At 57.9% G+C, this 25348-nt stretch carries 42 protein-coding genes, 3 other RNA genes and 1 pseudogene; 4 read left to right on the top strand and 42 right to left on the bottom strand.

Going from position 1 to position 25348, the window contains the following annotated elements:
- Positions 1–2 precede the first annotated feature (2 nt).
- The 40 genes from VNV36_RS06235 to VNV36_RS25730 all read right to left on the bottom strand — a co-directional run bounded on the left by VNV36_RS06235 (position 3) and on the right by VNV36_RS25730 (position 21345).
- Positions 3–596 carry a hypothetical protein gene (locus VNV36_RS06235; RefSeq protein WP_325717001.1) on the bottom strand — a complete coding sequence of 198 codons (594 nt, stop codon included), beginning with the start codon at positions 594–596 and terminating at the stop codon, positions 3–5.
- Positions 596–1111, bottom strand: coding sequence for a phage virion morphogenesis protein (locus VNV36_RS06230; RefSeq protein ID WP_325717000.1), 516 nt, complete (start codon positions 1109–1111; stop codon positions 596–598). Before VNV36_RS06230 ends, VNV36_RS06235 begins: the two co-directional genes overlap by 1 nt.
- Positions 1111–1608, bottom strand: a complete 498-nt coding sequence (locus VNV36_RS06225) for a gp436 family protein (protein WP_325716999.1) — start codon at positions 1606–1608, stop codon at positions 1111–1113. Before VNV36_RS06225 ends, VNV36_RS06230 begins: the two co-directional genes overlap by 1 nt.
- Positions 1608–1892, bottom strand: a complete 285-nt coding sequence (locus tag VNV36_RS06220) for an HI1506-related protein (protein WP_325716998.1) — start codon at positions 1890–1892, stop codon at positions 1608–1610. Before VNV36_RS06220 ends, VNV36_RS06225 begins: the two co-directional genes overlap by 1 nt.
- A 15-nt stretch (positions 1893–1907) precedes the next feature.
- Positions 1908–2810, bottom strand: coding sequence for a Mu-like prophage major head subunit gpT family protein (locus tag VNV36_RS06215; protein ID WP_325716997.1), 903 nt, complete (start codon positions 2808–2810; stop codon positions 1908–1910).
- Positions 2811–2839: 29 nt separating this feature from the next.
- Positions 2840–3238 (bottom strand): hypothetical protein, encoded by a 399-nt coding sequence (locus VNV36_RS06210; RefSeq protein ID WP_325716996.1) that lies wholly within the window; start codon positions 3236–3238, stop codon positions 2840–2842.
- Positions 3238–4326 (bottom strand): phage protease, encoded by a 1089-nt coding sequence (locus tag VNV36_RS06205; protein ID WP_325716995.1) that lies wholly within the window; start codon positions 4324–4326, stop codon positions 3238–3240. The genes VNV36_RS06210 and VNV36_RS06205 overlap by 1 nt, the downstream gene beginning before the upstream one ends.
- Before the next feature lie 127 nt (positions 4327–4453).
- Positions 4454–4738, bottom strand: coding sequence for a HigA family addiction module antitoxin (locus VNV36_RS06200; protein ID WP_325716994.1), 285 nt, complete (start codon positions 4736–4738; stop codon positions 4454–4456).
- 11 nt (positions 4739–4749) lie between these two features.
- Positions 4750–5028, bottom strand: coding sequence for a type II toxin-antitoxin system RelE/ParE family toxin (locus VNV36_RS06195; protein ID WP_325716993.1), 279 nt, complete (start codon positions 5026–5028; stop codon positions 4750–4752).
- 288 nt (positions 5029–5316) lie between these two features.
- Positions 5317–6495 (bottom strand): phage head morphogenesis protein, encoded by a 1179-nt coding sequence (locus VNV36_RS06190; RefSeq protein ID WP_325716992.1) that lies wholly within the window; start codon positions 6493–6495, stop codon positions 5317–5319.
- Positions 6492–8087 (bottom strand): DUF935 domain-containing protein, encoded by a 1596-nt coding sequence (locus tag VNV36_RS06185; protein WP_325716991.1) that lies wholly within the window; start codon positions 8085–8087, stop codon positions 6492–6494. Before VNV36_RS06185 ends, VNV36_RS06190 begins: the two co-directional genes overlap by 4 nt.
- Positions 8088–8093: 6 nt before the next feature.
- The gene (locus tag VNV36_RS06180; RefSeq protein ID WP_325716990.1) at positions 8094–9632 is read right to left on the bottom strand and encodes a terminase large subunit domain-containing protein; all 1539 of its coding nucleotides are present in this window, start codon (positions 9630–9632) and stop codon (positions 8094–8096) included.
- Positions 9629–10153 carry a DUF3486 family protein gene (locus VNV36_RS06175; RefSeq protein ID WP_325716989.1) on the bottom strand — a complete coding sequence of 175 codons (525 nt, stop codon included), beginning with the start codon at positions 10151–10153 and terminating at the stop codon, positions 9629–9631. The genes VNV36_RS06180 and VNV36_RS06175 overlap by 4 nt, the downstream gene beginning before the upstream one ends.
- Before the next feature lies 1 nt (position 10154).
- Positions 10155–10463: a hypothetical protein gene (locus tag VNV36_RS06170; RefSeq protein WP_325716988.1), complete on the bottom strand. Its 309-nt coding sequence runs from the start codon at positions 10461–10463 to the stop codon at positions 10155–10157.
- The gene (locus VNV36_RS06165) at positions 10463–10765 is read right to left on the bottom strand and encodes a hypothetical protein (RefSeq protein WP_325716987.1); all 303 of its coding nucleotides are present in this window, start codon (positions 10763–10765) and stop codon (positions 10463–10465) included. Before VNV36_RS06165 ends, VNV36_RS06170 begins: the two co-directional genes overlap by 1 nt.
- Complete coding sequence (locus VNV36_RS06160; RefSeq protein WP_325716986.1) at positions 10762–11031, bottom strand: hypothetical protein; 270 nt, start codon at positions 11029–11031, stop codon at positions 10762–10764. Before VNV36_RS06160 ends, VNV36_RS06165 begins: the two co-directional genes overlap by 4 nt.
- Complete coding sequence (locus VNV36_RS06155; protein ID WP_325716985.1) at positions 11028–11516, bottom strand: structural protein; 489 nt, start codon at positions 11514–11516, stop codon at positions 11028–11030. Before VNV36_RS06155 ends, VNV36_RS06160 begins: the two co-directional genes overlap by 4 nt.
- Entirely contained in the window at positions 11509–11835 is a 327-nt protein-coding gene (locus VNV36_RS06150) for a hypothetical protein (protein WP_325716984.1), read from the bottom strand. Before VNV36_RS06150 ends, VNV36_RS06155 begins: the two co-directional genes overlap by 8 nt.
- A 114-nt stretch (positions 11836–11949) precedes the next feature.
- Positions 11950–12465: a Mor transcription activator family protein gene (locus VNV36_RS06145; protein WP_325716983.1), complete on the bottom strand. Its 516-nt coding sequence runs from the start codon at positions 12463–12465 to the stop codon at positions 11950–11952.
- Entirely contained in the window at positions 12462–12668 is a 207-nt protein-coding gene (locus VNV36_RS06140) for a hypothetical protein (protein ID WP_325716982.1), read from the bottom strand. The genes VNV36_RS06145 and VNV36_RS06140 overlap by 4 nt, the downstream gene beginning before the upstream one ends.
- 180 nt (positions 12669–12848) lie before the next feature.
- Positions 12849–13256 (bottom strand): gp16 family protein, encoded by a 408-nt coding sequence (locus tag VNV36_RS06135; RefSeq protein WP_325716981.1) that lies wholly within the window; start codon positions 13254–13256, stop codon positions 12849–12851.
- The gene (locus VNV36_RS06130) at positions 13253–13471 is read right to left on the bottom strand and encodes a hypothetical protein (RefSeq protein ID WP_325716980.1); all 219 of its coding nucleotides are present in this window, start codon (positions 13469–13471) and stop codon (positions 13253–13255) included. Before VNV36_RS06130 ends, VNV36_RS06135 begins: the two co-directional genes overlap by 4 nt.
- An 11-nt stretch (positions 13472–13482) precedes the next feature.
- Positions 13483–13773 carry a hypothetical protein gene (locus VNV36_RS06125; RefSeq protein WP_325716979.1) on the bottom strand — a complete coding sequence of 97 codons (291 nt, stop codon included), beginning with the start codon at positions 13771–13773 and terminating at the stop codon, positions 13483–13485.
- Positions 13773–13843: hammerhead ribozyme type II (locus tag VNV36_RS06120), an RNA gene on the bottom strand. The genes VNV36_RS06125 and VNV36_RS06120 overlap by 1 nt, the downstream gene beginning before the upstream one ends.
- 2 nt (positions 13844–13845) lie before the next feature.
- Positions 13846–14310, bottom strand: coding sequence for a hypothetical protein (locus tag VNV36_RS06115; RefSeq protein WP_325716978.1), 465 nt, complete (start codon positions 14308–14310; stop codon positions 13846–13848).
- A gap of 13 nt (positions 14311–14323) precedes the next feature.
- Positions 14324–14394: hammerhead ribozyme type II (locus VNV36_RS06110), an RNA gene on the bottom strand.
- Entirely contained in the window at positions 14393–14596 is a 204-nt protein-coding gene (locus tag VNV36_RS06105) for a hypothetical protein (protein ID WP_325716977.1), read from the bottom strand. The genes VNV36_RS06110 and VNV36_RS06105 overlap by 2 nt, the downstream gene beginning before the upstream one ends.
- A 157-nt stretch (positions 14597–14753) precedes the next feature.
- Positions 14754–15092 (bottom strand): hypothetical protein, encoded by a 339-nt coding sequence (locus tag VNV36_RS06100; protein ID WP_325716976.1) that lies wholly within the window; start codon positions 15090–15092, stop codon positions 14754–14756.
- Positions 15085–15330 (bottom strand): hypothetical protein, encoded by a 246-nt coding sequence (locus VNV36_RS06095; RefSeq protein ID WP_325716975.1) that lies wholly within the window; start codon positions 15328–15330, stop codon positions 15085–15087. Before VNV36_RS06095 ends, VNV36_RS06100 begins: the two co-directional genes overlap by 8 nt.
- Positions 15331–15334: 4 nt before the next feature.
- On the bottom strand, positions 15335–15748 hold the full coding sequence (locus VNV36_RS06090; RefSeq protein WP_325716974.1) for a hypothetical protein: 414 nt from the start codon (positions 15746–15748) through the stop codon (positions 15335–15337).
- 6 nt (positions 15749–15754) lie between these two features.
- Positions 15755–15824, bottom strand: an RNA gene (locus VNV36_RS06085) — hammerhead ribozyme type II.
- The gene (locus tag VNV36_RS06080) at positions 15824–16048 is read right to left on the bottom strand and encodes a hypothetical protein (protein WP_325716973.1); all 225 of its coding nucleotides are present in this window, start codon (positions 16046–16048) and stop codon (positions 15824–15826) included. The genes VNV36_RS06085 and VNV36_RS06080 overlap by 1 nt, the downstream gene beginning before the upstream one ends.
- Positions 16049–16099: 51 nt before the next feature.
- Positions 16100–16729, bottom strand: a complete 630-nt coding sequence (locus VNV36_RS06075) for a DUF3164 family protein (RefSeq protein WP_325716972.1) — start codon at positions 16727–16729, stop codon at positions 16100–16102.
- Entirely contained in the window at positions 16726–16905 is a 180-nt protein-coding gene (locus VNV36_RS06070; RefSeq protein WP_325716971.1) for a hypothetical protein, read from the bottom strand. Before VNV36_RS06070 ends, VNV36_RS06075 begins: the two co-directional genes overlap by 4 nt.
- Entirely contained in the window at positions 16902–17261 is a 360-nt protein-coding gene (locus VNV36_RS06065) for a hypothetical protein (RefSeq protein ID WP_325716970.1), read from the bottom strand. The genes VNV36_RS06070 and VNV36_RS06065 overlap by 4 nt, the downstream gene beginning before the upstream one ends.
- On the bottom strand, positions 17261–17836 hold the full coding sequence (locus VNV36_RS06060; RefSeq protein ID WP_325716969.1) for a hypothetical protein: 576 nt from the start codon (positions 17834–17836) through the stop codon (positions 17261–17263). Before VNV36_RS06060 ends, VNV36_RS06065 begins: the two co-directional genes overlap by 1 nt.
- Positions 17820–18068, bottom strand: a complete 249-nt coding sequence (locus tag VNV36_RS06055; protein WP_325716968.1) for a hypothetical protein — start codon at positions 18066–18068, stop codon at positions 17820–17822. The genes VNV36_RS06060 and VNV36_RS06055 overlap by 17 nt, the downstream gene beginning before the upstream one ends.
- Positions 18065–18796 carry an AAA family ATPase gene (locus tag VNV36_RS06050; protein WP_325716967.1) on the bottom strand — a complete coding sequence of 244 codons (732 nt, stop codon included), beginning with the start codon at positions 18794–18796 and terminating at the stop codon, positions 18065–18067. The genes VNV36_RS06055 and VNV36_RS06050 overlap by 4 nt, the downstream gene beginning before the upstream one ends.
- Before the next feature lie 48 nt (positions 18797–18844).
- Positions 18845–20983, bottom strand: coding sequence for a DNA-binding protein (locus VNV36_RS06045; RefSeq protein WP_325716966.1), 2139 nt, complete (start codon positions 20981–20983; stop codon positions 18845–18847).
- A complete protein-coding gene (locus VNV36_RS25730) occupies positions 20983–21345 on the bottom strand; it encodes a helix-turn-helix domain-containing protein (RefSeq protein WP_414705499.1) in 363 nt (120 codons plus the stop codon). The genes VNV36_RS06045 and VNV36_RS25730 overlap by 1 nt, the downstream gene beginning before the upstream one ends.
- 175 nt (positions 21346–21520) lie before the next feature.
- On the opposite strand from VNV36_RS25730, the gene VNV36_RS06040 reads away from it, so the two are divergent.
- From VNV36_RS06040 to VNV36_RS06025, 4 genes are all read left to right on the top strand, one after another.
- Positions 21521–22234 (top strand): S24 family peptidase, encoded by a 714-nt coding sequence (locus tag VNV36_RS06040; RefSeq protein ID WP_325716965.1) that lies wholly within the window; start codon positions 21521–21523, stop codon positions 22232–22234.
- A 491-nt stretch (positions 22235–22725) separates the two neighbouring features.
- Positions 22726–23136 (top strand): TetR/AcrR family transcriptional regulator, encoded by a 411-nt coding sequence (locus VNV36_RS06035; RefSeq protein ID WP_325716964.1) that lies wholly within the window; start codon positions 22726–22728, stop codon positions 23134–23136.
- A gap of 21 nt (positions 23137–23157) precedes the next feature.
- On the top strand, positions 23158–23856 hold the full coding sequence (locus tag VNV36_RS06030) for a DsbA family oxidoreductase (protein WP_325716963.1): 699 nt from the start codon (positions 23158–23160) through the stop codon (positions 23854–23856).
- A 46-nt stretch (positions 23857–23902) separates the two neighbouring features.
- The gene (locus tag VNV36_RS06025) at positions 23903–24250 is read left to right on the top strand and encodes a thioredoxin family protein (RefSeq protein WP_325717015.1); all 348 of its coding nucleotides are present in this window, start codon (positions 23903–23905) and stop codon (positions 24248–24250) included.
- 57 nt (positions 24251–24307) lie between these two features.
- On the opposite strand, the pseudogene VNV36_RS06020 reads toward VNV36_RS06025, so the two are convergent.
- Together VNV36_RS06020 and VNV36_RS06015 are read right to left on the bottom strand one after the other, a co-directional pair.
- Positions 24308–24996: pseudogene (locus VNV36_RS06020) on the bottom strand (NAD-binding protein); the annotation flags it as partial.
- Positions 24997–25124: 128 nt separating this feature from the next.
- Entirely contained in the window at positions 25125–25343 is a 219-nt protein-coding gene (locus VNV36_RS06015) for a tautomerase family protein (RefSeq protein ID WP_134175963.1), read from the bottom strand.
- Between the last annotated feature and the right edge of the window lie 5 nt (positions 25344–25348).

The raw sequence follows: 25348 nt of genomic DNA, 5'->3' as shown, positions 1-25348 counted from the left end.
GTCTATTCCTTCGGGCCACTGAGGCCGGTATGCCCTTGCAGGTCGGGAAGCTCCGGCCCGCCGTAGTTTTCGTCGGCCCACTCCTGGTGCTGGGCGTGACTGCTGTGCGGAACGAGGTCGATGTCGGCGTGGAAGTCGGTGAAGGGCGGCAGCGCGTCAAAATCTTCAGCGGACGGCATGTCGGTTTCGGCGCCGACCTCGATCATCGCGACAAACAAGCCCGCGTCGCGCAACACCGGCTCGGTGAGGAACGTGTAACGATTCACTTGCCAGTTCGCCACGACAGGCCGTGCATGGTGGATCAGGGTCATGACTTGATCCGCTAACGGGTACAAGCCGATGGTGTTCTTGTCGCCATGCCGTGCCGCCTTATGCCCACGAGCGTTTTTGGCCACCAGAATCAGGGTGAAGCGAGCCGAATGAATGTCGCCGCTGATCGTGCCTGGTTGCGGGGTGACATACACGGCAGGAGCATCCGCGCCCCAGCGCCTGACCAGGTCTTTCTGGCTGGTATCAGGCAGGGTGCCGACTCGTGCTTTCCCCTTTAGGGGCTCACGCAGCAAGTCGACTAAATCCATTTCCAGTTCTTTAAGCATCAGGCACCTCCCTGGACGCCACGCGCTTCGGCCAACAGGTCATCAATAAATTTCTCCGTAATATCGAGCATGTCTTCGCGGTCTTCGTTGGACAGGCCCAAAAAGGCCCGCTGGGGCATCACGACCGTGTCGACCACGACGTTGAGGCCATCAGCCAAGGTGAAAGCCAACCCCTTAGAGGTCTTGGCATGAATAGCCCCACCGAACTGGTGGATGGCCGCATAGATACGGTTGGAGCCCCAGACCGCCACCTCATCGGTGGCATCGCTACTGATCGAGTCGGCCAAATGACCATCCTTGGTCAAGGTTTTGCCGCCGAACAACTCGGCGCGTAATGACTTCTGCCATTTATCGCCGTCGGGGTCGGTTTCGGTTTCAAAGCGTCTACGGGTGCTGGCCTCCCCTTGGTAAGCCAGCTCTTCCATGAGCTTTTTTGGATGACGAGCAAAGGCTTTCAGCTGCGCAAAGAGCCGCTCGACTGGGTCGAAGCCTCCGTCCAGCTGTATGCTTGGCATCAGATAAAGCCCCCGGTCGATTCACGGCCGAATACCCGACCATCACTGACCATTACCGCCGACTGCGCGGTCTGCGGAGCAGCACCGAGCTTGTCCGCGCCCAGCGACAACCGGCCATCGGCGATGTCGCGCAGAGTCTTCAGCGTGGCGGTTTTGCGATCCTGAATCGCTTCGGTCGGCGCATCGTCGTACAGGTTGTAGCGCGCCACTTCGCTGCACAGCCGAATCAACACGCCAGGAACCGGCATCAACGGGAGCTGATAGCGACCGGCGATGTAGCCGTTGATCAGGTCGGTCGCATCGTTCGCGGCAATTTCAGCCAGGCGAATGGCATCGGCGACAGCCGCCTGTTCCTCGGGGGGGTAGCCCGACAAATCCTCGCCAGCAACGGCAGCTTCCATCAGCTCCTCGCTAACCAACTCTGTTTTGTCGGTGCGCTGCAGAATTTCTTCCGTGCCGTAACGATCCAGCAGGTCGGAGACGCTGATGTAAGCCATCAGATTGTCTCCGCTTCGGCTTCACCATCGCCCAGTGGTGCATCACTGACGACAATGTCGATGTCTTTCACGCTGAGCATTGGCTCGGCCCGGATCGCAGCCTCTTGCGCACCAGTCAAATCATCCAGGCGCAGCTCGATACCGCCGCTGGTGAATTCCAGTCCGGCGCGCCGGAAGGTGTCCGCAAAGCTGCGTACATGGATTCCCGGTACGGTACGCCCTACGGGATCGGAGCTATGCGGATGGGCGCTCTTTGGGGTTTGGGTTTTCGATTTCGCTGCCATGGTTCAAATCCTCCCTTAGGCGCCTGTCGAGCCGAAAGCGAGCTGCCAGAAGCCGTAGCCACCGGCGGCACGGGCTTCCGCACCAAACTTGTATTTGCGAAGGGAGAAGACATTTTCCGACTCCGGGTTGACCTGCTGCACAAACACCGGAGCCTTACGCTCCTGATAAATGAACGGCTTGATCGGCTTGGTGGTGTCGAGCAGGAACCAGGCGGTGTCCGACTCGATGCGACCATCCACCACCAGCTCGGCGGTGCCCTTGTAGGGGTTCTCGGTGTCGTCGGCGAGCTTGTCGTTTTTCAACAAGGCGCGAGCGGTGTCTTCCAGCGCTGGGCCGACCAGCAGGATGTTGGGGGTGATGTTCAACGAACGGCCTTCGTCGTCCTTGAACTTTTTCATGGCTGTCCGTGCGGCGCCGTAACCGGCCTTGGCCGCCGTTAGAGAGGCGTTGGAAAGCGGCGCAGCGCTCACGTTGCTGACCGACCCATTCCCCACCGGATGGTCGCTGTCAAAGAAGTACTGGCCGTCGTAGCACAGGGTGCTGAAGCCCTTGTTCACCGCCTCGTAAACGATTTCGTCCGGCAGCTGCGCCGCAGAATGGGCCGCCATCTTGGCTTGCGGCTCATAGATGCCCAGTTGGTCGTCTTCGATGTGGTTGCGATCCACCTCGACAGTGGCCTCGAAGTCTTCGTTGGCCACAGGGTATTTGTAGGCTTGCAGGTTCTTGACATGCTTGGCCCCGATCCAACGGCGCATTTTTGGAAACGCGCTTAGCCAGGCGTAGTCGTTCTGTCCGGTAGTGGACGGAACCTTCATGGCGATCTTTTCCCAGGAGGTCGGAGCCGCCGCGAACGCCTTGTTGTAAATGGTTTTCAGCGCGACAAACGCCGCCTGAATACTTGCTTTGTTGACCAGCATGCTGGCTTAACTCCTTTTCAGAAAAATGCTTATTCCACCCAGACGCCGTCTGGATCGACGCCGACGATGATCCCGGCAACTGAGCGGGTGCTGGTGCCATCGGTGGAGGAGACTGTCTGGTCGTCCACGATGTAGGCGATTTCCATAAGATGGGTCTGAGTGATGGAGCCATCGTTCGCCCACTTGAAAGCGCTCAATCGACGGACAGTTACCAACTTGGCTCCACGAGCACCGCCAGTGTTATCTACCGTTTCCTCGGCGCGACCGATGTAGCGAATGACGGTGGATGTCGTGCCAGGCGCGGCATACCCGGCTGCGTTGGCTACGACCAGGCTCCCGGCATGAATTTTGGTGCTGGCCTCCACGGGAACCGCGACAAGATTCGCGTCCTGCCTGGGGGTATTGCGATCACGAGTCAGCGCAGCCATCACTGTTCTCCTTTCAATGTGGCGAGGTACTCGACGGGATCGAGCCCCATGGCCTTGCACATCGCCAAGGCTTCGGCAGGCAGTTCGCTGGCGTCATCCTTGACGTCTTTGGCAGGCGGCTTGCCGCCCGTTTGGGTCTGGGTCAATGCCGCGATTGGCTGGACCTTGCCCAAGTACTCCGTCAGCGCGGCCATGTTTTGGTTGCCCATATCACGCGCCCAGCCTTCCATGGCGGGCAGCAGGCGACCGTCCTTGAGCGCCTCCGCGACGACGGCGTCCACGCCCTGCGTGTTGCTCTGAGCGGACAGCGCGGCAATCTGCGCGTGCAGACCATGCACCACAGCGATGGGTGCGTACTGACTCAGGTCGATGGCATTTCCACCGGGCTGATTCGTGGCCGCTGCCAGTTGCTCGGTCAGGGTGGTGTTGGTGGTCTGAAGCTGAGTCAACGCGGCCTCAATGTCCGCGTCAGTGGCATCAGCCGACAGGCGCAACTTCGCGATTAACTGTTCTCGATTCACATCGGTGGTTTCCTGTGCAGGAGGAGTGGCGACCAGAGCGGCCAGGTTGAAATGGGCTGCCGCCTGCTGTTGCAGGTCTGGCAGCACGTCAAGTGCGGGGTTGTTGGTGATCGCGACGTGCAGCAGCCGCGTCACATGGCCGGTATGTTCGGCGTAAAGGAATACAGGGCTGAGGTAGCGGTATTCCTTGTCTTCTATCAGCGTCTGGGCGCGCTTGTTCCAGCGCACGTCCGTGGCGTACAGGCCGTCGCCTTCGCGCCACTCCAGCTGGCTAAACCATCCGGCAGCGGGTGCGGGCTGACCATTCAATGCGGCATTCATGGTTTGGTGTTCGTAGTCGATCACCAGGTCTATGCCGACCTTGTCGTTCAACTCGATAACCTGAGAGGCCAAGGTGGCATCGATAAACCAGTGCACTGCATTGGTCGGTCGACCATCCCGAGCACGAAAGGCACCGGCCGGTAGCAACTTGAGCGCTTTGCCGTTGGCTTCAATTTCGAAGACGCAGGCCGCTACAGCGGGGGCGCTGTTAGGGGTCTTGTCTGGAGTGGGGGTGTGTTTTTTCATGCCGCCATTTTGGGGCGACGAATGCGGGGAGCTTACCGAGGCTGTTCAGTAGGATTGATACGGGGTGGACGAGAGTTCGGGAGGAAAGCAAAGCCCGGCATTGGCCGGGCTTGATCAGGTGGGATGGTCAGGCGACTTGCAGGCGTGCGATCTGTGGATGGTCGCGGTGCTCGGCTTCCCAGATATCACGTGCCGCCTGCATGGCTAGCCACTGGCGAGCCGTACTCAGGCCAGCCTGTTCCAGACGCACTGCCAAGTCTGCACGGATCGGGGCGTGACCGTTGAGGATTGCCGACAACTGGCCACGCGAGTAACCCAGGTGCGCGGCCAGCGCCGTGACGGTGAGTTCCAGTGCGGGTAGCACATCCTCGCGCAGAATTTCACCGGGATGGGAGGGGTGGTGTACAGGCATAGCGCCTCCTGTCAGTGGTAGTCCAAGTAATCCAGCAGCTCCACATCGGAGCCGCAGAACCGAAAGATCACGCGCCAGTTGCCTGAAACGCTGATCGACCAGAACCCCGCCAAATCGCCTTTGAGGGGGTGCAAACGATAACCGGGCAAGTCCATGTCGGCTGGTTTTGCAGCGACGTCCAATGCGGACAGCATCCGCAACAGGCGCGGCGCATGGACCGCCTGAATACCCCGAGTGCTTGCACTGGTATAAAACGCCTTCAGGCCTTTGTGTTTAAAACTCGTGATCATGGCGGCACTGTAAGGTAATACCGGACACTCGACAAGCGGTTTCTGTCAGGTATCACCGGACAGTCGGTCGGCCACTTTTCCTCTGCGCCTAATCCTTCGCGACCGGCAAACGACAAATTTTCGATTTGTTCGGCCATTGCAGCGCTCGTGACCGCCCCGTCTACTACGTCAAACCCCCGTCAAAAACGACGATCGATCTTTTTCCGTACCTATGCCGCACTCAGGCGCGCAAGGCCCCTCAAAACGCATCACAGGCGCTCGGCGATCTTGAGCGGGTTTGCAGGTGCGTTATTCGTCCAGGAGCGCTTGCAACGCGGCATCAGCGGCCGCCGCTTCCGCCGTCAATCGTCGCAGGCGACTCACCGACAGGTTGCCCTGCTCCTGGACGGCCTCAAGCATCAGCACCTGGTCACCGTCCATGGCGACAAAGGCCAGCGCATTGGGCGCGGTCTGATAGCGCTCGCCGTCATCGAGCAGCTCCTGCACCAGGGCGTAATCGTCCTGGGTAATGGACGGCTGATCAGTCAACTGACGCGCCAGAACCGCTTCGGGCAAGGTCAGCAATTGCGTGCGAGCCTGGACCAGGGCGCTGACCTGCGGACTGATGTAGGCCAGCGGAAAGCTTCCGGCAGGTTTCTGATACCACTGGCTGAAGGTCTGGCCGTTGACCAGATCGGCGGTGCTGGCTCGCGCCAGATCGGGCGTATGCCGTTCCAGTTTCTCGTTGAGTGCCTGGGTCAGGCTGGCCCGGCGACCGCCCGGCGGGTAGTGGAATGATGGATCGACACCCTTGGGGATCATCTGCACCTGGCCAGTGCGCTTGTTGACGAACTGGACGTGCTCGACCTCGGGCGCCGGGCCGATGGTCAGGCCTTCGCGCTCCACCTGTTTGGCTGTGCTGGAATTCACCCGGCACTTGCAGCCGTAGGCCTTGCACGGCATGTGGCTCAACCAGAACGGATGATCGACGGGCAGCGTCAACCTGTCCCAGGCGGTGTGCTGAGGCCGTGGCTCGGCCGAGTTTGCGCCGTCATAGGTCAGGTAGGGAAAGCTTGCCTTGTTAGCCTGGATTCGCTGCCACTGCCCCTCGGCATGCGCCGTGCGCAAGTTGGTGTCATAGATCAACTTCAGGCGGCGCGGGCTGCCCAGTTGCGCGGTGACGGTCTCGCCAGTCAATGGATCGATGACTTGCTGTTTGCCCCACCAACCCTTCTCCTGGAGCAGTGGCGTCAGGTGCTTTTGGAACTCGGCATAGGTGGTGCCGTTCTTGATCGCCGCATCAACCGCATCACGGATGTCCTGCAGGATGTCGGTGGTCACGGCCTTGGCCACAGTGAAACTGGACTGATGCTGAGACTGCCAAACATCCTGGTAATTAAAACCGGTTGCCAGCGCTTTCTGCTCGAAGAATTCGACTGCCTGCTTGGGCGTCAGGCTCTTGAAGTCAACCGGTGCGTCATCGCTCATACCAGCCCCGTCCTTCCGGCCAGATCAGCGGCAAAGGTCGCCCGCGTCAAGGTATCGACCAGCGGGTCGACGTTCTGCGTCGGAACGACTTCACTCAACCGAGCCTGAAACTCCTCCAGAGTGGAACACTGCGCGAGCAGCTGGCGAATGGGATCAACCACCGGCGTCATGACCGCCTCCCACTCGCTGGCCAGCCCTTCGGCGTACAGGCCCAGCGGATCGGCGTCCGGTGTCGGTATCTCACTTTTCAAGGCGCTGAGATGAGTCCCCACCGGCGCCGGGGCGGGCAGTCGCTGGGTGAGCGCGGCTACCGGTGCGGGAGTGGTCGTAGCCACCTGCAGAACCGCTTCGCCTTCCTGCGCCTTGGGAATTCGCAGCACCTGGTGCACCCAGTCCAGCGGGATGTCATTGACTCCGATGCCCACCAGTTTTGGCAGGGCGTCGGCGTAGGTGGTGACATCTTCTGGCTGCGCCGTATCAAAGAAAAAGCTCGGACAGCGGCGCGGATCGACAGGCTCGCGGGAGTTGAGCGAGAGCAGCATGTAGATCAGACGGTTCAGCGTCGAAGCCGCCTGACGGGCGTCGGAGCGCATCAAATCATGGCGCACCTCGTTATGCACCTCGCCCAGGGCATTGGTGCTGCTTTTACCGTCCGCCTGACTGGTCAGCGTGCCGCCGAGGATGGCCTTACTCATGATCCTGTCACAGGCGTCGCTCATGGCCATGAACGGCTCATGGGTGCCCTTGGCGGCTTCCTTGAAGTCCACTTCCATGCTGGCGGGAATGATCGCCGCTGCGTTATGCCCAAGCTCGACCACGGCGCGCAACAAGGTGTTTTTGTCGTTCTCAGTGGCCCCGGCCTGGTACTTACCCAGACGCAAGGGCAGGCCGTAGATCTCCAGAAACTCAGCCAGGTCACGGAAAGAGTAGCTTTTGAACAGGTACGGCCAAGTCAGGGTGCGATAGAGGCCGCCACGGGCCGCATAACCGGACTTTGCCCGATGGGTATGCACCAGCCAGCCCATCGGCTGCAATGGCACGCCCTCGACCGTGCCGTCACGCAGGCGCAGCACGCTGCGCGTCGCTGGATCGAGCTGAAACCAGGAGGCCGGGCGATAGGTGATCGCCTTCGGCAGCCACATGGTGCCCAGCCGTATCCATTCGATCTCCAGGCAACTGAAGCCCTTGCCGATGGCGTCGAGCATGTCGAATACCACGATTTCAAAATCCGGAATGGCTCGTAACAGTTCACGGGCCAGCTCGGTCTGTTTTTTCTCGGCCGCCGTGGCGTCACGCGGCTCCAGCACGTCCCAATCCGGGATAACCAAGGCGTTACGGCGTTTCACCATCTCCGACAGCAAATGTCCGTCGCGATCCTCCATGTCATCGAACAGCTCGCACTGGGCCTGCAGGTTGCCGGTTTCAGCCTCGCGCAAGATCGCGGCCAGTCGGGGCGGCGTCAAATTGTTGGAGGGGTGATTGGAAAACTCGTTTTTCAGCTGGGCCATCTGAGCCGTCTGCGGCTCGTCCAGCGACCGTCTCAAGGCCTGCGCCGAGAGCGGGTTGCCATAGGCATCTACGATTACGCTCATGTTGTTTTACCAGGCTCCGCCGCTTTTCCAGCGACTGCTCGAAAAGTCATCATTGTCATTACAGTCCTCGCTCCAGCGACTGAGCTTGCTTGGGCCTGCGCGAAACTCGATAGGCCCGGCCGGGTGGCGACTGGCGACGTGAGCCAGGGCGCAGGCGATCACTGCATCGCCGTGGCGCTTATTGCCGTCTTTATCGGTCTTGCGCTTGTCCGGGATGCGCGCCACGCCCTTGACCAACTCCAGAGAACGGAAGTCGTCAATCGTGTCCACGTCGTCGGGCAATTCATCCAGCGTGCCGTCTTCGATGGCAGCCTTGAACGGCGGCATGTTGTCGCGGTACCAGGCCTCGGACAGCATTACCTGTTGAATCAGCGCGCCATATTTGACGGCGGCGGCTTCGGCCAGCCAGCTGCCATTGCCCCCGGCGTCATTGCAGCCACCGAGAAACAGCGGAAAGCTGTCGACGACGTAGAACAGAATCAGCTTCTGCTCCTCGTGCGGCACGTTGCGCAGCTCGATCACAAACGGCGTCTTGCGGGTCAGGCTGTGAACCTGCACCAGTGGCCAGATCACCGACAGGTCGCACTTACGCGCAAAGTCCATACCGTAGAAGCAGCGCGCCTCACGAGGCAATTCCTCCAGCAGCGGCTGCAGGTACAGGTCGCACCAGGCTTTGGCCATTGACAGCCGCATGGGCTCGGGAATGGATTCATGGCCTGGCTTGCAGGTGTATTTCAGGATCGGAATGCCTTTGCGGATCCGGGACTCCAGCAGTGCCAGGCTCAGGTAAGTTCCGCCGCCCTTGGACGGGATGCAGTCCAGCTCTTCATCGGCGTCACTGCCATAGAATGCGCGAATTTCCGCCACCCATTTCGCCTCAAGCTTGGCGGTCCATGGCTTTTTCAGGCGTAGACAGATGCGCTCGAACAGCCCTTGACGGACGGCATCCTCGAAGGTCACGCGGTGCAGGCTGTAGTCGTTTTTACCGGCGCGAATCTCGTTGACCAGCTCATTGAATTCACTGCTGTCGCCATTGTGACTGGAAAAAATGTGGACTTGACCACCCCACATCAACAAGGCCATGGCCGCCTTGATCAATCCCTTCAGGTCAGGGTGAAACGCCGCTTCGTCGATAATGACCCGGCCCTGCTTACCGCGAAGGTTGGCCGGGCGCGAGGACAGCGCAGTGATGCGGTGACCACTGGCAAAGCGAATGACGTAGGCCAATACGGCCTTTTCTTCATCGCCGTCCTGGAAGATTTCTTTGGTCTCTTCAAATTCAGCCGCGGCCAAGGCGTAGGCGCGCGCCCAGTCAGCACAGTCACGAATGAACTCCCGAGCCATGTCCTTGTTGTAGCCGACGTACCAGACATCCATGCCGTGGGTTTGAGCGGCCAGCAACGCCGCATCGGCGGCTTCTGCCCAGGAGAATCCGACTCGACGGCTTTTTTCGGCCACTTTGACGGGGCTTTCATCGCCAAGCCAGCGTTGCTGGTACTCCAGCAAAACCATGGGCGTGGTTTGTTTGCCAGGCTTCCTACTCATTCTGCGACTCCAAGAATTTTACGGCGGACTTCTGCTGCAACCGACTTTGTCAGCCCGGCATTTTCTACGATTTCATCAACCGCATCGGCCGCTATGCGCGCCTTTTCGCGCACGTCGGCCTGCCACTTTTTGTGGGTGACGGTGGCCCGCGCAAGATCCGCCACGGCCTTGGTCGCAGCGGGCAGGCTCAAAGGTTTCTTGGGATCGATATCAAGCGTTTGCAGGGCATTGAAGAGCTTGTGTTGGGTTAGGCGCATCAATGCGTCGGATACGGCGCCTTCGTCGTCTGGAGAGGCCGCGAGCAGCGCCTTGGCCTGCTCGTTCGACATCTTCAAGGCCGACAGTTGCTCCTGGAATGCCTTGCCGTAACGACACAGCGATGACTGGCTGATTTCAAAGCCCCGCGCCGCCAGTTCATCGGTTAACAGCTGGTACTGCGAAAAGGCGTTTTCCACCAACGCCTTGTCCAGCCAAGCCTTTACGGCGGCGGGCAGGCGAACCACTTTGCTGCGAGCCGTCATTTCAATCCGCCCAATGCTGGGGCGGTCGAGCGATTCCCGGCTCGCAGTCGACGGTGTATTCCACGACATCGATGCCGTCGCGGGTCAGTTTGGCGGCGTAGCTACCATCGGGATCGGCAATGACCTCGACCAGATCACGCGCTTCCAGGTACTCCATTTCCCGACGCAGCTCCAGAGTGGTGGCATCTGGAAACATCGTGCGCAGCACTGACAAGACCAGGGCGCCATGCGCGCCTACCGGCCGTGCTTCATTGAGCGTCAATAACGCGGTCCAGCGCATGGTTTCGCGCCGTGATTTTGAGATGTCCATCAGGGCCTGTTCTCCTTTCCAACGCTATAAACGTACTTGGCCAGTGCGTCGACTCTGGCCTCACCGGCGGCGCGATCTCGGATATAGTCTTCACGCATGACGTAATGCCTGGGCAGCTCGGCGCGCAGCTGGTGCAGCCACTCTTCCAGCTTGCGCACGCTTTCCAGCTCCTTTTCCAGCGTCAAAAAACGCCCGTCCAGGTGCTTGTAAAAATTGCGCAAAATGATTTGCAGCATGGCAAACATCGCCACGACAAATGCACCGGCCGTGCCCAGCAATTCCCAAAGATTGATCTGTGTCATTTCTGCAGTTCTCCCAGCAGCATTTCCAACGCGGCCTGTCCGTCATCCAAAGCGCGGGCGACTTCGTGACCGTCCAGTATCAGCGCCCCCATGCCGGTCAACAGCAGACCGGCCACCAGCAAGCGCGCCTTGAGGGGTGACATCACCAGTCGCAACAGGCCGTGCAAATACCGCGTGATTGTCAGCACGCCCAGGCTGCGCACACCTGGCGGCAACGTCGTCCAGTAGCAATAAAGCTTCATCAGCAAGCCCATAACCGTCTTCATGCCGGGATTGCTGCCGACGCTGATCGCATCGCACCGGCCGCGTACAAACCGCCGTCGATCACGTAGCCTGGATACCAGCCGCCGCAAGGCATCGGGCCTTCGCCGTTTTCGTGACCGATGATGGCGAGCACCAGTCGGCGCAGGGTGTGGTAGTCGGTGACATCCACCACTGGGTCATCCGGGTCGACCTCAAGGCAGGCTGCGACATGGTGAACGTAGGCATGCGTATCGTTTTCGGTCAGGGGCGCCCAGCGCGAAATAATCTCCCGCACGCTGTCGATGCAACTGCCGTCGGTGGCAAGGCGGTACATCTGGTAGGTGCACAGGGTTCGTGCAATGGCACGAATGCCCCACAGCGGATCGTCAAATACGACAAAGCGAGGGTCGGTCTGGTTGAGCGACTTTCCCCGCCAGGCATTTGTGCTGTGCACGATGTTGCCGGGGTTGTGGTTGCGAATGCCCCGAGGCAATAGTCCTTTACTCACGAACAGAACTCCTGGTGCCGATAGCGGCGTGTAATTGTGAGAGGTATTCCCGGCCCACGGCGCGAGCGGTCGAACGCGGTGGCGGTGGGATGTAGTCGACCGTCACGGGTGGCTTGCTTGCCGGGCGCGACGGCGCTGGTTTCTTGATCGGCTTGGCGGTCAGCGCTGCAGTGGCCAGATGGCTGGCCACCAGGGCGCGCCAATGCTCCGGACACGCCTGCAAGAGCATCTGACGACGCTGCTCATCGGGCGCCTTGAGGATCGCGCACGCATAGGCGCGGGGCGAGGTCAGGGCAAGTGCGGTGGGCTTGGTTTTCATGCCGCCATTTTGTAGGCGGGTAACAGGCGAACTCAGCGAACCTGTTCAGTAGGATTCGAGTCTTCAGAAACACGAAACCCCGCTCGGGGCGGGGCTTTGCGGCCAATCAACGGATCAACCGTTCATGTGTTCGGCGTTGCGACTGGGCTCTGGCAGCGGCGGCAAGAACGAGTCGAACAGGTCGGGCGTGCGCTCCTCCAGCATCCACAGGCAGCCACCCGAGCGCTTGAGAATACTCCATATATGCCGGTCGGACAGTTTGTAGTCGAGGGCCAGTTGGGTCACCACCACCTGACTGGGCTGGCCCGCCGCAGTTTCCTGTTCAAAGCGCAACGACAGCTCCAGGTTACGCATGGCCCGTAACGCCTCGGCGCAACGCGGAATATACATCGCCTGATTCGGCCAGTGCCTGGCAATGGCCGTGGCGTAACGCTTGCCAATCACGGCCACCAACAGCTTGTGGTGTGCCTCTCCGCGATGGGTGCGGCAGGTGGAAATCTGAATGGTCGTGCCGCCCATGGACTCCACCAGGCGAATCGATGCAGGCAGGCCGATCACTTCGGCTAGGTCGCGTATGTGGCCGGGCAATCGCTCGCTAACATCGGACAGGCGTAGTTTAGGCGGCGTCATGCGATGAACTCCCATACCGTGCGGTCGGCCAATTCCGCTTGCGTCTTGACCTCGATGTGGTGCTCGATGTTTTCCAGCTCGGCACTGGTGGCGGATTCGAAGAGGATCCGGTAGCGCTTGCCGGTCAACACGTTGCGGCAGATCCGGTGCGCATGGCACTGGGCGTCAATGCGCTTGACGGTGGCGGAGGCGGTAAAGCTCATGGGATGACCATTCAGAAAGAGTTCAGTAAGAACCGCATGCTAAACGCTCGGAGAGGGGGTGACAGCCGGAATGGGGGTAAAACAGCGGAAAATTAGAGTAAAAATTCAAATTCTTTTTTGACGGCTAGCCCGGCCGGGGCAGCGAAGGGGCGTTGCGCCCCTTCCAGCTCGTGTCGCTGGCTAGGTCTTGCGACCATGGCGACGGGCGTCAATCGCCAGTGCCTGGACCAGCTTGAGCAGTTGATCACCGCCCAGCCAGTCGACCTTTTCCACCTTGAACATGTGCATGGCCATGCCGTCGGCGTACGCCCAGGATCGATTGGCAGCGGACAGTTGCGCCTCTATCTTGCTCATCAAGGCGGCTTTGTTATCCGGCGGGTTCGGGCGCTTGCCATGCTTGGTTTTGACGGGCTGCCAGCCAAGGCGCTCGAACTCCTGCAGCACCAGCGGCAACTGCCGGGCATTCAAATCCTTGGCGGATTTGACGCCGCAGAGACGGGCCAGAATCGCCCGATACGTCTCGTCATCCAGACCGAGTTGCTTTTTGGCCACATGAATCTTGGCCAGGTTGATGTTTCGAATATTCATCGTTTCACTCGGCGTTTGTTGTTGCGGGCTTCGTATTCACAGGCGCGGCACCAGCTCGAAAACTTGCCGTCATCGGCACGCACCCGGAAAAACTCGTTGTCAGCAGGCCAATACTCGCGGCAGTGCACGCAGTAGCGCTCGACGCCGTACCACTCCAGGCGAAGCTTGGGTGGTGGAGTGGATTCCTGCGGGTTGGCCTGGCTGATCAGTGACATGATTCATGCCTCTATTTTTCCGAAACGTGACAGGTCACGCCGAACAAATCGCCATAGCGTGACATGTCACGTTTTGCTAATTCGTCCGCCGCGTGAATCAAGTGCGTGATGGCTTCGCCGTTGCACGAAAAGTCATGGCGCTGACGCATACGCTCCAGCGCTTCGCGGGTTTCGGCGTACGACTCAAAGCTGATTACGCGTGCGCCCAACGCCTCGCGGCGCTGGTGGTTTCCCTTGCGCTGCCGACGCTTGCGCTCACGTGCCAGGCGTTTCTTACGGTCAGCTTTTGTCTCAGTTGTCATCTTGGCTGCTCATCAGTACCGGGCCACCGCGCCCGGCAGACCTCCCCGACTGATCGGGGCGGTTTCGCTTTCTTACCTGCTAGGGCTTGGGGGCTGCTGCCGTTTGCGCGCCGCAGCGACCAATGCTTTCGATGCGCTAGCCACGCCGCCGACTACGTCTTCAGGAAGGATCGCGGCATTGCAGTGAGGGCACAGCGGCGCCATCTTTGTGCTGCGCCAGGCTTCGTCCATCACTTTGGCGGCACGACTGCGGATCTGGAATTTTTCCGCCTCGGCCAGTTCTGCAGCGCGGTGATTGATGCGGGCTTCTGCGGCGCCGAACCTCTCAACCAGATGAAGAAACGCGTCGAACGCTTCGACTTCGGTCTCGCAGTCGGTGCACCAGATGCGACGCTCGTTGCCGTCATAGACCATCTTTCTGTGCGTGCACGATGATAAAGGTCGACGAGTGAGTCCACGGGCAACCCGGATGTCTTCAATCTGCACGACCTTTACTCCATGCAGGTATTCCTGCGGCGCAATCGGTACGTTATTCATCGCCACAATCCTCTTTTGGCTGCTCATCAGTACCAGGCCACCGCGCCTGGCAGACCTCCCCGACAGATCGGGGCGGTTTCGCTTAATTGATCAAATCGAAGCTCATAGCCGATAACAGCGCCAATCCGAACCCCACCCAAAAAGCAGCGCGCCGAGCCTTCTGTGCGGCTCGTTTTTCTCGCCGCAGGTATACGTAGCGATGAGCGTACGAAGCGATGAGCCCGCAGTAAATCGCGAAAACGAGGATCTCCAACAGACTCATGTAATTGATCAAATCGAAGCTCATAGCGCCTTCCTTGCGGCGCGCTCTACTTCACGCTTATGCGCACGGAACGCACGCTGCTGTTCGATGGACCGATTTTGTCGCCGTAGGCGAACGTAGTGATGAGCAGTCGACGCGATGAGCCCGCAGAAAATCGCGGTAAGTAGGATGTCCGTTAGGCTCATGCCTTCACCTCGGTTTGATTGAAGGCGAGGATCCAACACAGGGCCTGAAGTGCAGAGACTGACGCCGCCAGAGCGAGATGGCCTGTAATAATCAACGCCACAATTGAAAAACCGGCGGTACCCAGGGTGACCCAGAACCCCTTGCGAATATTGGCTGCCGCCAGGTCGCTTATCCCGCCAAGCAACGCGAAAACCCATGCGATGATGTTGAGAACAAGGACGACGTAAAACGCGAACTGGTGCACGCTTGCATTGCTGTACAGCAAAGCCACACTGAGAAGAATGCTGACCAGCGATACCACGGCCTTGCCCTTCATATATTTCTGCTTATTCATTGGTCGTCGCCTTCAGTTCATTGTCATCGGCTTTGAGTTCTCTGGTTTTCAGCAACCCGCTGCGAGCTTTCAGCATGGCGTCAGCAACGAAGTAAGAGGCGTTGGCGGCCCACTCGAACACTTCACGGGACGTCGTCCCTTCTTTCATATAGGCGAGGTCAATCCAGTTGGGTAAAAACTTCTTCATGGCCTCAATTGCGATACGGTCACGCGGGGTTAAATCCAATCTCTTAGGCATAGCGTCAAGCCTCGACAATTCGGGTGATGCTGGTGTTGTTCGCCAACAGGTGTTTTTTCAGGCTGTTGAAGTTCTTCCAGGCACAATCGAAGATGACAAATTTCTTGGCTTTGCTCTCGGTCGCCCTGCGCTTGCCATATGTATTGCGAATTCCTTCGACCTCCCTGGCTGAATACAGAGGGCGGACAACTTTGCGCATGAAGCGGCGCGCTTCCTCGTGCAGTGCCTGGCCATCGCCATCAACCTGCATCCATTCCGTCCTCATAAATCCACCGACATACACGATGGTTTCCCAGCATCTGCGCCTAACGGATGCGCTCTGCACCAGGAGCAATTCGAACTGGTCGCATTGCAGCTTCATTTGCCCCCATGGCTGATCCATTTGCGCTTTCAGCGCATCCCAGTCTTCTTGCGTCATATCGTCCCTCGGCTGCTCTTCAGTACCGGGCAACCACGCCCGGCAGACCATCCCGGAGACCGGGGTGGTTTCGCTTTAGTGGTGCGTTGATCCCGCTTTTTTTGTCTTCGGGCGCTTCCCGTAAACGCTGGCACCAGTGAATGCGCCGGACGCGCCAAGCATCTTGAAACCGAACGTTTGAACGCGACCGCCTCGCGCTTCGAAGTCATCCATCAAAGCTTTCAGCTCGGCGCGGGCCTGATCGTGATCCAGCGATCCAAGCGGGACAGGATCGCTGTCAGTGGTGTGGTAGATCTGCATAACGGTTGCCTCCTGGATCGTTGGTCTTTGTTTTTTGACGCTGCCGAGTGGTTACGCCGATGCCAGATCAAGACTGATCAGGCGGTACTGGTCGGTGTCACCGACACGCTCGTACACACGGACGTAGGACTTGGAACCCACTACCTGACACGCTTCGCCGATGGCGAGCATGGCCCGCTTCCAGCGCTCGTCCTCGATGCCCAGTCGACGCAATCCAAGGACGCGGGCAGTGCGAATCTCGCCTTGAGTGTCCGCCCGAAAGGCGTCGTTGATCAGGGTGATCGCCTCAGGCCGGGCGCCTTGCGTCCAATCGGTCACGCACTCGTCAATCAATGCGCGAGCTGCCTGCAAGCGCTCGTCAAATACGATGCTTTCCTGCACGGCCATCTGAACCTTGTAGCGACCGTCGAAGCTGAGCAGCGACAAGTTGCCTTTTTTGCCGCGCACCTTCGCGCCGTACTGCTCAAGGCTCATATCTACAAACGCGTCGATGTCACCGAACGCGCTAGCCTTGAAGTTGGTCAGGGATTCGCTGAGCACTACCGCACGCTCTACGATTTCGCACACCAGGCGGTCGCGCTCGGCGTCGATTGGTTTGATCATGTCTTTGTGAACCAGGCGACCTTGAGCGTCCTCGCGGTAGCCTTCGGGGATCACCTTTTCAGTAGGTTTGGTGTTCATCTTTTCTTTCCTTCCAGCTTCTTCAGTTTTTCGATTTCGGCCGTCAAAAAGGCCATGCTTTGGGTACCGCGTTTGCGCTCTGAAGCTATCCATCTCGGTGCTGCCAGCCGTAAACGGTTGAGGCTGTCCTGATGGCTGATGATCAGATCCCTCAAGGTCGGCTCAGCCAGGCTCATCGCAGCACCTCATAAATCGGGCGAGTGGTTATCGATTCGAACCAGTGCAGGTAGATCCCTCGGCAACACACTCGAACGCGACAACCACCAGCGGTTGGCTGAAACGCCCAGGTACTGATATCCAGCCGCTCGGCGTAGAGCCGTTTGGCCTCAGTGGGGGACAGCTCAATGCAGCGCTCTGAAAAGCTACTGATGAGGATTGGCACGCCCAGGCGCGTTAGTTCACGACCCACCCAGTTGAAGTTCGCCAGATCCTCGGCCAGCTCCGGGGTCAGCACTCGAAATTGGTGGCCTTCGCGCTCATAGGCGATAGCGAAGCGGTTTGGTTGGTGCAGCAAAGCGGTTTGTGTGTGCATCACTGCACCTCCCGGTAGATAAAGGTATGAGTGCCCTGACCCTTGCTCTCGCTGGAGCTGACGCACTCCAGCAACTCTGGATCGAAGTCCATCTTTCGAAGCAGGGCCACGGCAGCTTGCTCGGCACTGATCGTGTTGCTGGCTGTAGCTTTTTGCTCTTTATTGCTGGCGACGTATGTCATGGCGGAGTAGCGGACGCTGATCACGATGGCGCCGTTATTCGGGCAGACCTGACAGCTGCGCCAGTACAAGATTGCCGTAGAGTTGTTTGTGGGTGGCGTGCCCGCTGCTCGCAGCCGATGCGCCTGGCAGCAGGAGCCCTCCATGGTTTCGCCATCGAGCACGGGACACTGGACGCTTCCCAGCACTCTCAACACTTGACGCTCGGCCCGGACGGTTTTTGCCGGGTATTTGCCCGATAGCAGCATGCTGACCTTGGAGCGGGCGCAGCCGATTCGCTTGGCGGCGCCGGTGATGGTTTGCAGTTCGGCTTCGGTGCGCAGCAGACGCAGCCATTCGCTACTGGATGGAAGCGGCAGAGCCACTTGGCTGGCCTTTTTATTGAGCGGGCGCATCACTGGCCTCCTTTGAATCGGAGTCGAACGCCCGCAGCACGGCACGCTCGATGCCGTCGGTGGAGGGCGATGGATAGCTGTTGGTCAACGCGGTGCCCACGGAGGCCCGGTCATAACCAATGATCGCGGCGACCTTGGTTCGGGTGCCTTCGCGGCGTACTGCCTCAGCGAGAAGCAGTACCCAGCGGGGCGGCTCATTGCCCCAGGCGGAGATGTCGACGGGCCGGGTCATTTCCTGCGACTCCGATCCAGTGTCGGGTGAGTCCCGGTTGACCAGCCGTTGTCGCCCCACAATTGCAGGTCAACGGATGTCCAGCCCTCATTCAGCGCGACCCGCTGTATACGGTGTAGGTTCGCGACCACCCGGCGCAGGCAGAAATTGACGGCATCTAATAAGCTTTCGAGCAAGTCGTCAGCGAGCGTCAAATCCGGGTAGTGCGCCGCCGCTAAACACTTCACGTCATCCAGATCAGCATCATCGGCGGGCACCCACTCCAGGACACGGTTGTGCAGGCGCTCCAATTTAGCCAGGCTGTTCGGCACCCGCTCTTCGCCGATCAGCACCAGCGTGCTCTGGCCGCTGGCGTTATAGATGTCGGTCAATACGTTGGCAAAAGCCTTGTCCAGGACGTATTGCACGTCGTCGAGAATCAACACCGGCGCCCGGCGCGGCTTCATTTTTGTTGCGCCAATCAGTCCCTGGGCGATCTGCGCAACCATCGCTGACAGCGTGCGCTCTGGGGTGATATTCATTTCGGCCAGGATGCTTTGCAGGAAGGCTTTCTTGGTCCAGATATCCTTGCATTCAACCCGAAAAGCCTTGAGCTGACGCTCCACGCGCTCGCCCGCATTGGTCTTGCCAATCCCGCTGGGGCCGTACATCACAACGATTCCAGGCACGCCTTGAGGGCGATCCATTGCAACTTTGACGGCGGTGGCCAGGTGGCCGATGTTGGTCAACGGTAGGTTTTGGTCTAGACTCATGGTGTTGCTCCTATTGCAATGTTGTTAGGCGGTTGCCTTACGGGCGTCACGCTTGTCGTTGGGCTTGAACTCCAACGTTTCTTTGGCAATCGCAAATTCAGGCAGGTGGGGGTAACGACCCCACCAGTCTTTTTCCGCGTCGCTCAATACCTCTCCTGCTTGCACGCGAGCATCTAGCTGCTCCCATGCCCTGTATTTGCTCAACGGTTTTTTCGGAGGCGCCCAAGCGGGCGGCGCTGATTGTTCGGCTGTGATCTGCTTCGCGGTTTCCTGGGCAATCAGGCGCTGCTGAGAGCTGAATTCGAAATTCGAATCTTGCGAGAGCACCCGCAGCTCGACGTCCTTACCCGTAATGGTCTTGGCTTTTTTGACGATCCGGGAAAGCTGGCCTTTCTCGCGGGTTTCCTGGGCTTTATCGACCATGCTCAACGGCATGGCGGGCTGGGAGTTGCCACCCAGAGTGGCCTCGCCGATCTGAGCACCCTCCAACGTCCATACCAAAATTTTTGACGGGTCGCGGATGTCGTAGCTGATACGAATGTCTTCGCCGTGGAAGTCGCGCAGGGCGTCGAGGAAATAGATGCCATTGTTCCAGCGCACTTCGCCACGATGGGTCTTGCGCCCGACCTGAGGACGCATCAGCGCCTCGACCACATTCGCCGGGGCCTTCAACGGCTCCCAGCCTTCTGCGATAGCCTGTTTCCACGCTTCGAGTGGGGAGAGATGGCGAAGGCAATTGGTTTCCGCGTCGCGGATTCGCGGCAGGCCGGAATGTGGCCGCGTGTTGTAGTCGTTAAGCGCATGCTCAAGGTCGTACAGGAATTGCTCGAACGACGGGATATTGATCGGCTTAAAGCCCGCAGCGAGTTGCTTGCGAGAAATCCGGTGACGCTTTGTCGCTGCCTCCTTGTCGACGAGCGCACCTATATATGAAGGATAGGTCTGCGCCAGAGGAACCAGGATGGTTTTGTGGGGCCGCTCAATGATGCCGCGAGCCTGAGAGTTGTACGGCAGGGACGTGGTGTGCGTGCCGCCCAACCGGTTGTTAATCTCTTTAACGGTTTCGTTGACAAAGCCGCTGCCGTTGTCGGAGTACAGAATGTTGTACATGCCGCAGCGCGTAACAGCTTCTTTGAATGCATCAATGGTGGAGAAGGCGGACTCGGCCAAACTGACCCCGTAACCCACGATCCGACGAGTCGCCCAATCAATAACCATGGTTATTTCCGGGCGGAACGGTTGCCCGGAAATCGGATCAATAACCTCAGCGTCAAATTTGTGGCCATCTGGAATCCAGACATCGTTCGGCCAGAGCATGCTGGCATCACGCCGCTTGAAGGGTTGAAGGGCTTTCAGGGCCTGCGGGCTCTTCCGGCCTTGCTCGCGGGCCTCCGGGCTCAGTTTGTCCAGAAAGCGGCGGACCTGCTCGATACTCGGGCAGACGCCGTCATATTCCTCTTTGAATTTGCCATAACAGTAGGCAACGCTTGGGTTGTTTGGATTGGCGTAGTGTTTGCGAAACGCTGCAAACCAGACGGGCACCCCCATCTCTTTTTGACGGACAGCGGGAATGAGGCCTGCCTCGCCGTGTTCGCGAAAGGCGACGATCCAGCGGAGCAAGGTTCGCTCTGACAGTGTGCGGTCTTCGGTTTTGCGGTTGTTGGCGATCACCAGCTGTGCCGACAGGTAAGGGCTAAGCTCGCCAAGTCTGACGAGCTCCAGCAGTGTCTCGATGGCTCGCTTTTGGCTCACGACCTTGCACATGTGTTCGATTTCACGAACGAAGGCCAACCGGGCAACCATCACAGCTCGTTGCGAGTCGGTCGCTCTCGACACGCAAAACAAAGTGTTGCGAGCCGAATTTACGACTGCGCCTACTTCTGGCTCACCTGACTGTTTTTCTGTTAACGGCTTAGTGAGAATGGCGTCCTGCGTTTCCTTCGGTAAGCTGCGAAACGCATACTCGCGACCTCCGCCGGAAGCCTTTCGGGCGCGCCATTCATAACCTTGCTTCTTTGCTCGGGCGTTCACGCCCTGAACTGTTGCAGGGAGGCCGGGCAGACCCGCAATTTCTTGTGGCGAATACCACGAGCCATGTTTTTTTGAAACTTCAAAGGCGGATCCGGGTATCTCTATCGAAACTACAGAGCTTTTACTGTTCATCACCAAGCACCATTCTGCGCAGATGATGCTGCATTACCCATTTTTGGATTGCCGCCGGCATTGGTTGCACTAAACAGCTCGGTTTTGTACGCTCTTTTTTCTGCGCGGGTTGGCCGCTGCCTTACTGGGACGCTGTCGCATGTCCACCGCTTTGGCCAAATGTCTATTGGCCTCAGCTGCAAAGCCTTTGCAATAACCCTCTCCATTCGCGGGTAAGGCACACGCTTGACCCTAGCAAACGCTTGAGGCGTGACTCTGTGCCGCCGTGCTAACTCGGCCATCGGCACGCCCTTGATCCGCAGCTGGTACTTGACCCACTCCCAAACAGCGACCGGGTCATCTCTCGGTATTTTTGGTTCCATAACTGTCTTGCTCGCTACTGAGTTCGAACTATTTAGGGGTTTCTAACGTTAACTAGGAAAGCATATTAGCAGTAAACAGCTTGAAAGAAAGCTCTAGAAAGCTTTTTCAAGCTAAAAATTTAGCTTTCCGGTTTTTCGGAGAAATAATATTTTTAAAATCAATAGGATACGAAGGTTGAAAAAAACAGGGGGCAACAGATCAGAGCTTTCAAGTTCGACCAGGCAGGCTGAAACAGGAAAATTTAGCGAGCGATTGGGGTTGGCGCTGGAGGGAAGGTCAGTGCTGGCATTCTCAAAGGAATGCGGTATCAGCGATAGCCTGATCCGGAAGTACCTCTCGGGGTCTTTGCCAGGAACTGAGAACTTGGTGGCAATCGCAAGAGCGGCAGGTGTGAATATTGCTTGGCTAGCTGCCGGTGAAGAACCCATGAGGCCGGAGGATGAAGGGGCTAAGACGCTCGGGGAGGACGATATTTATGCCTACATCCCTCTCTATGATGCGCGATGTAGCACAGGTGGGGGGCGATGGAACGAGAGCGTTGAAACGCTAACCCACCTTGCCTTCACAAAGTATTCACTACGAAAAAAGGGCCTCCAATCCCAACATATATGCGCGATCGGAGTTGATGGGGACTCAATGGAGCCTCTTCTGCATGCGGGAGACACCATACTTATCGATATCCGCCATACGGTGTTGGAAGGCGCAGGCATCTACGTCATAGTCCTAGACGGCTATCTATACGCCAAACGACTTCAGCGCCAGTTTGACGGGTCTGTGCATATCATTAGCGAAAACAAGGCTTACAAGGATATGCAGGTACCGAAGGAGCTGTTGGACTCACTTCAAATTGTAGGGAGAGTGGTCTGGGTCGGTAGCTGGCTAGACTGAGAAAAGGAAAAAACGTGTTCCTTTTGTATCCGTTGACGTTTCAGAGGTGGTAACAAAATTTTCGTTATAAATCAGTTGGTTATTTCGATTTTTGCCTAAGCCCACGGGATTCGCTTTGCTTCCGTTTCCTCGTCGTAGTATCGGATGCAAAATTTTGCTCTAACGCCGTGCGCATGGGCGTTTGACCTGTTTGCCTCACTGTCAAACATTTCGGGAATTTCCCCCCAGCAGGGTAGAAAATAGCCTTTTTCCTTCCCGCGATGTTTGGCAGTGGTTTAACAGCGGCCTTCCTTGGCGTCTCGCCACTAGGATCAACGTGGCCGGGGGTTTCAGGCCGACTCATTGCGCTCCACCCCGCCTCACCCCGCCTCACCCCACTTGTTTCGGCCACTGCCAAACATTTCAGGTCTTCACACCTAGCAGCACAGATCGGCATCAGGAAAGCCAGTATTCATCATCACTTCCCGACCAAGGAATGTCTGGGCGCGGAATTGATCAAGGATTACATCCATCGATTCACAGAGACGCTTGGCTCGATAGAAGCCAGGCATCCGGATCCGCTATTGCGGCTACGTGAGTTTTCTCAGCTGTTCGTCGCCAGCGCCCATGACGGGCTACTTCCACTGTGTGGTGCATTGGCGGCAGAAATGGCGGCATTGCCCATCTCGCTGCAAGAGCTCACTCGGGAGTTCTTTGAGTCTCAGCTCGACTGGCTGACAGCCACCCTCAATGACGCAGTCCAACTTCATCACTGGTTGCTGGATAAACCCGTTGAGGAATACGCCTTCATGCTGCTGAGCACGCTAGAGGGCTCAAGCCTCATCGATTGGGCATTGGGCCGATCAACCTACCCTTTAGCTGGCTTCAACCATTTGCTTGAAACGCTGGCAATACGGTCTTAATTTCTTCTCGCAGGATGAGACATGCAAACCTCTTCGAAAAAATTCGTTGTCGATGTTTGGTCTGATTTTGTTTGCCCTTGGTGCTGGGTAGCAAAGCGTCGCTTTGAAAAAGCGCTGGATCGCTTTGACGAAAAAGACGCCGTTCAGATAAATATTCGTGCTTATCGCTTGGCGGCGAACCACACACCTGAACCTATGATTGCTGCTCTCAAGCGCAAACTCTGGAACGCAGACACCGCTGAAGCGATGATGAACACCGTAATTAAGTACGGCAACGATGCGGGTCTGGATTATCGATTTGCCTCGATGCAGTTTGGGGATACCTCGGACGCCCATGTCCTGGTTAAAGCGGTTCAAGAGTCCGCGGTGAAAAAACGCCTCGTGGAGGCGTTGTTTGAACAGAGCACTACCCATGGCAAGTCACTGTTTGATCGATCCAGTCTGGAGGCGATTGCGCGGGAAGTGGGCGTGTCGGAAGAATCAATCAAGCTCGCATGGTCATCCGTAGAGCTGCGCGTTGAGATGGAAGAGGACGAGCACTTCGCTGCGCAATTGGGATCGGGCGTGCCGATGTTCGTCTTCAACAACGAGTTCTCGTTGTCCGGTGCTCAGCCTGAGGCTGTTTTTCTCGAAGCGCTGAATAAGATGCAGGCGAAGGTACAGGTCAAGGAAGAGGATTTCGCAGGACAAGTCTGCGGTATCGATGGCTGCAAAGTTTGATAGGCATTGGTTGTGCGGTACCTAGCAGTACCGCACCTCCCACAGTCTGGAGCAAGAGGATCTCATGAGCCGTATCGTTGAGTTAAGCGCTCCACAGTTCGCCCGATTTATTGCCAAAGGCAGTAGCGTTGTGCTGTTTTCAGCATCCTGGTGTAAGCCTTGTCAGGAGATGAAGCCGATCTTTCATGCGCTGGAGGAAAAGCTTCACGCCTTGGCAGTATTTGGGAAGATAGACGTCGCGGTGTCGCCGACGATTGCGCAAATGTATGGCATTCGCGCGGTGCCGTCTTTGGCGGTCTTCCATCAGGGCCGACTTTTGCGGGTCATGCCTGGATCTCGATCCGTCTCAGCCCTGAAGAAGGTAATACTGGCAGAGCTGGAAGAGGCTCGTTAGTCGAGCCTCAGCTCCATGGCTTAGTCTGGTGCGTTTCTGCCCTTGATTGCAGGTAGAGTTTTCCCCCCTGTTATCGAACGGGTGAGTGCGATCTTCATTGAATATTTCTGTCAGCAGCGCGTTAGCGCGCTTGTAGGCGTCGTGTTTAAACTCGGTGTCGTCCGGCGGAATCTATCCGCGCGCTATCGAGCCTCGTAGCGCCCGATCCCAAGCTGTTCCAGCGCTCTGCGTCCCAATGACAAAGCACTTTCGAAAGTTTCCCCCTCAACTGCCTCAATCCCCAACTGGCGGAGGGTGATGATGTGCCCCATGTCGCGAGCACGTACAACCAGATTCAGAGATGGAAAATGCTCCTGAGCCAGTCTGCTGAGTGCCAGGTTGTCTTCCCGATTGTCGATTGCGTTGATCAGCACCACTGCCTGCGCAGCGCCAGCAGCGTGGAGCAAATCGAGGCGGGTCGCATCGCCGTAGAACACCTTGACTCCGAACTTGCACAACGTCTCGATATGATCGGGATCGGGATCGGGATCGGGATCGGGATCCAGTACTACGACTTCAAACCCACATGACATCAGTAGTCGACCGGCGATTTGGCCGAATCGACCAAAGCCGGCGATGATCGCCACCGCCAAAGTGAGGCTTTTGCCCCAAGGGTCGACCAGAATCCCGGCAACCGTTGCGGCACCAAACACGACGAAAGCGAACTCACTGTCTTGACCCAGAAAGACAGCCTGCCAAGTGCGTTGTTAATGATCAGAATCACAGATTAATCCCCAACAAACCTGGGCGTTCTTTCAGAACGCAAAAAGCTCCCCGGTCACTGAGCACAAATGCACTCAATGTCCGGGGAGCCAAAGACTTGAAGGTGAAGCCCTTATTTACCGGCTTGCAGCTTCAATACTTCCTGCGCTGTCACCGGATTGCCGGCAATGCCCCAATCTCCGCTCTTGACCTCTTCAAAGATGACCCAAGTGAGGGCGCGCATGTTTTCGCCTTCTACCGACACCATGGCGTCAGTCACTTTGCGAATTACCTCGGCTTTTTGCTCATCGGAGAAAACGCCTTCAATACCTTTGATCGTTACGAGTGGCATGGTGT

This window comes from Pseudomonas sp. (assembly GCF_035554175.1).
In the GTDB taxonomy this organism is placed as follows: domain Bacteria; phylum Pseudomonadota; class Gammaproteobacteria; order Pseudomonadales; family Pseudomonadaceae; genus Aquipseudomonas.
The sequence above is the reverse complement of the archived record's forward strand: the minus strand, read 5'-3'. Positions and strand labels throughout refer to the sequence as shown.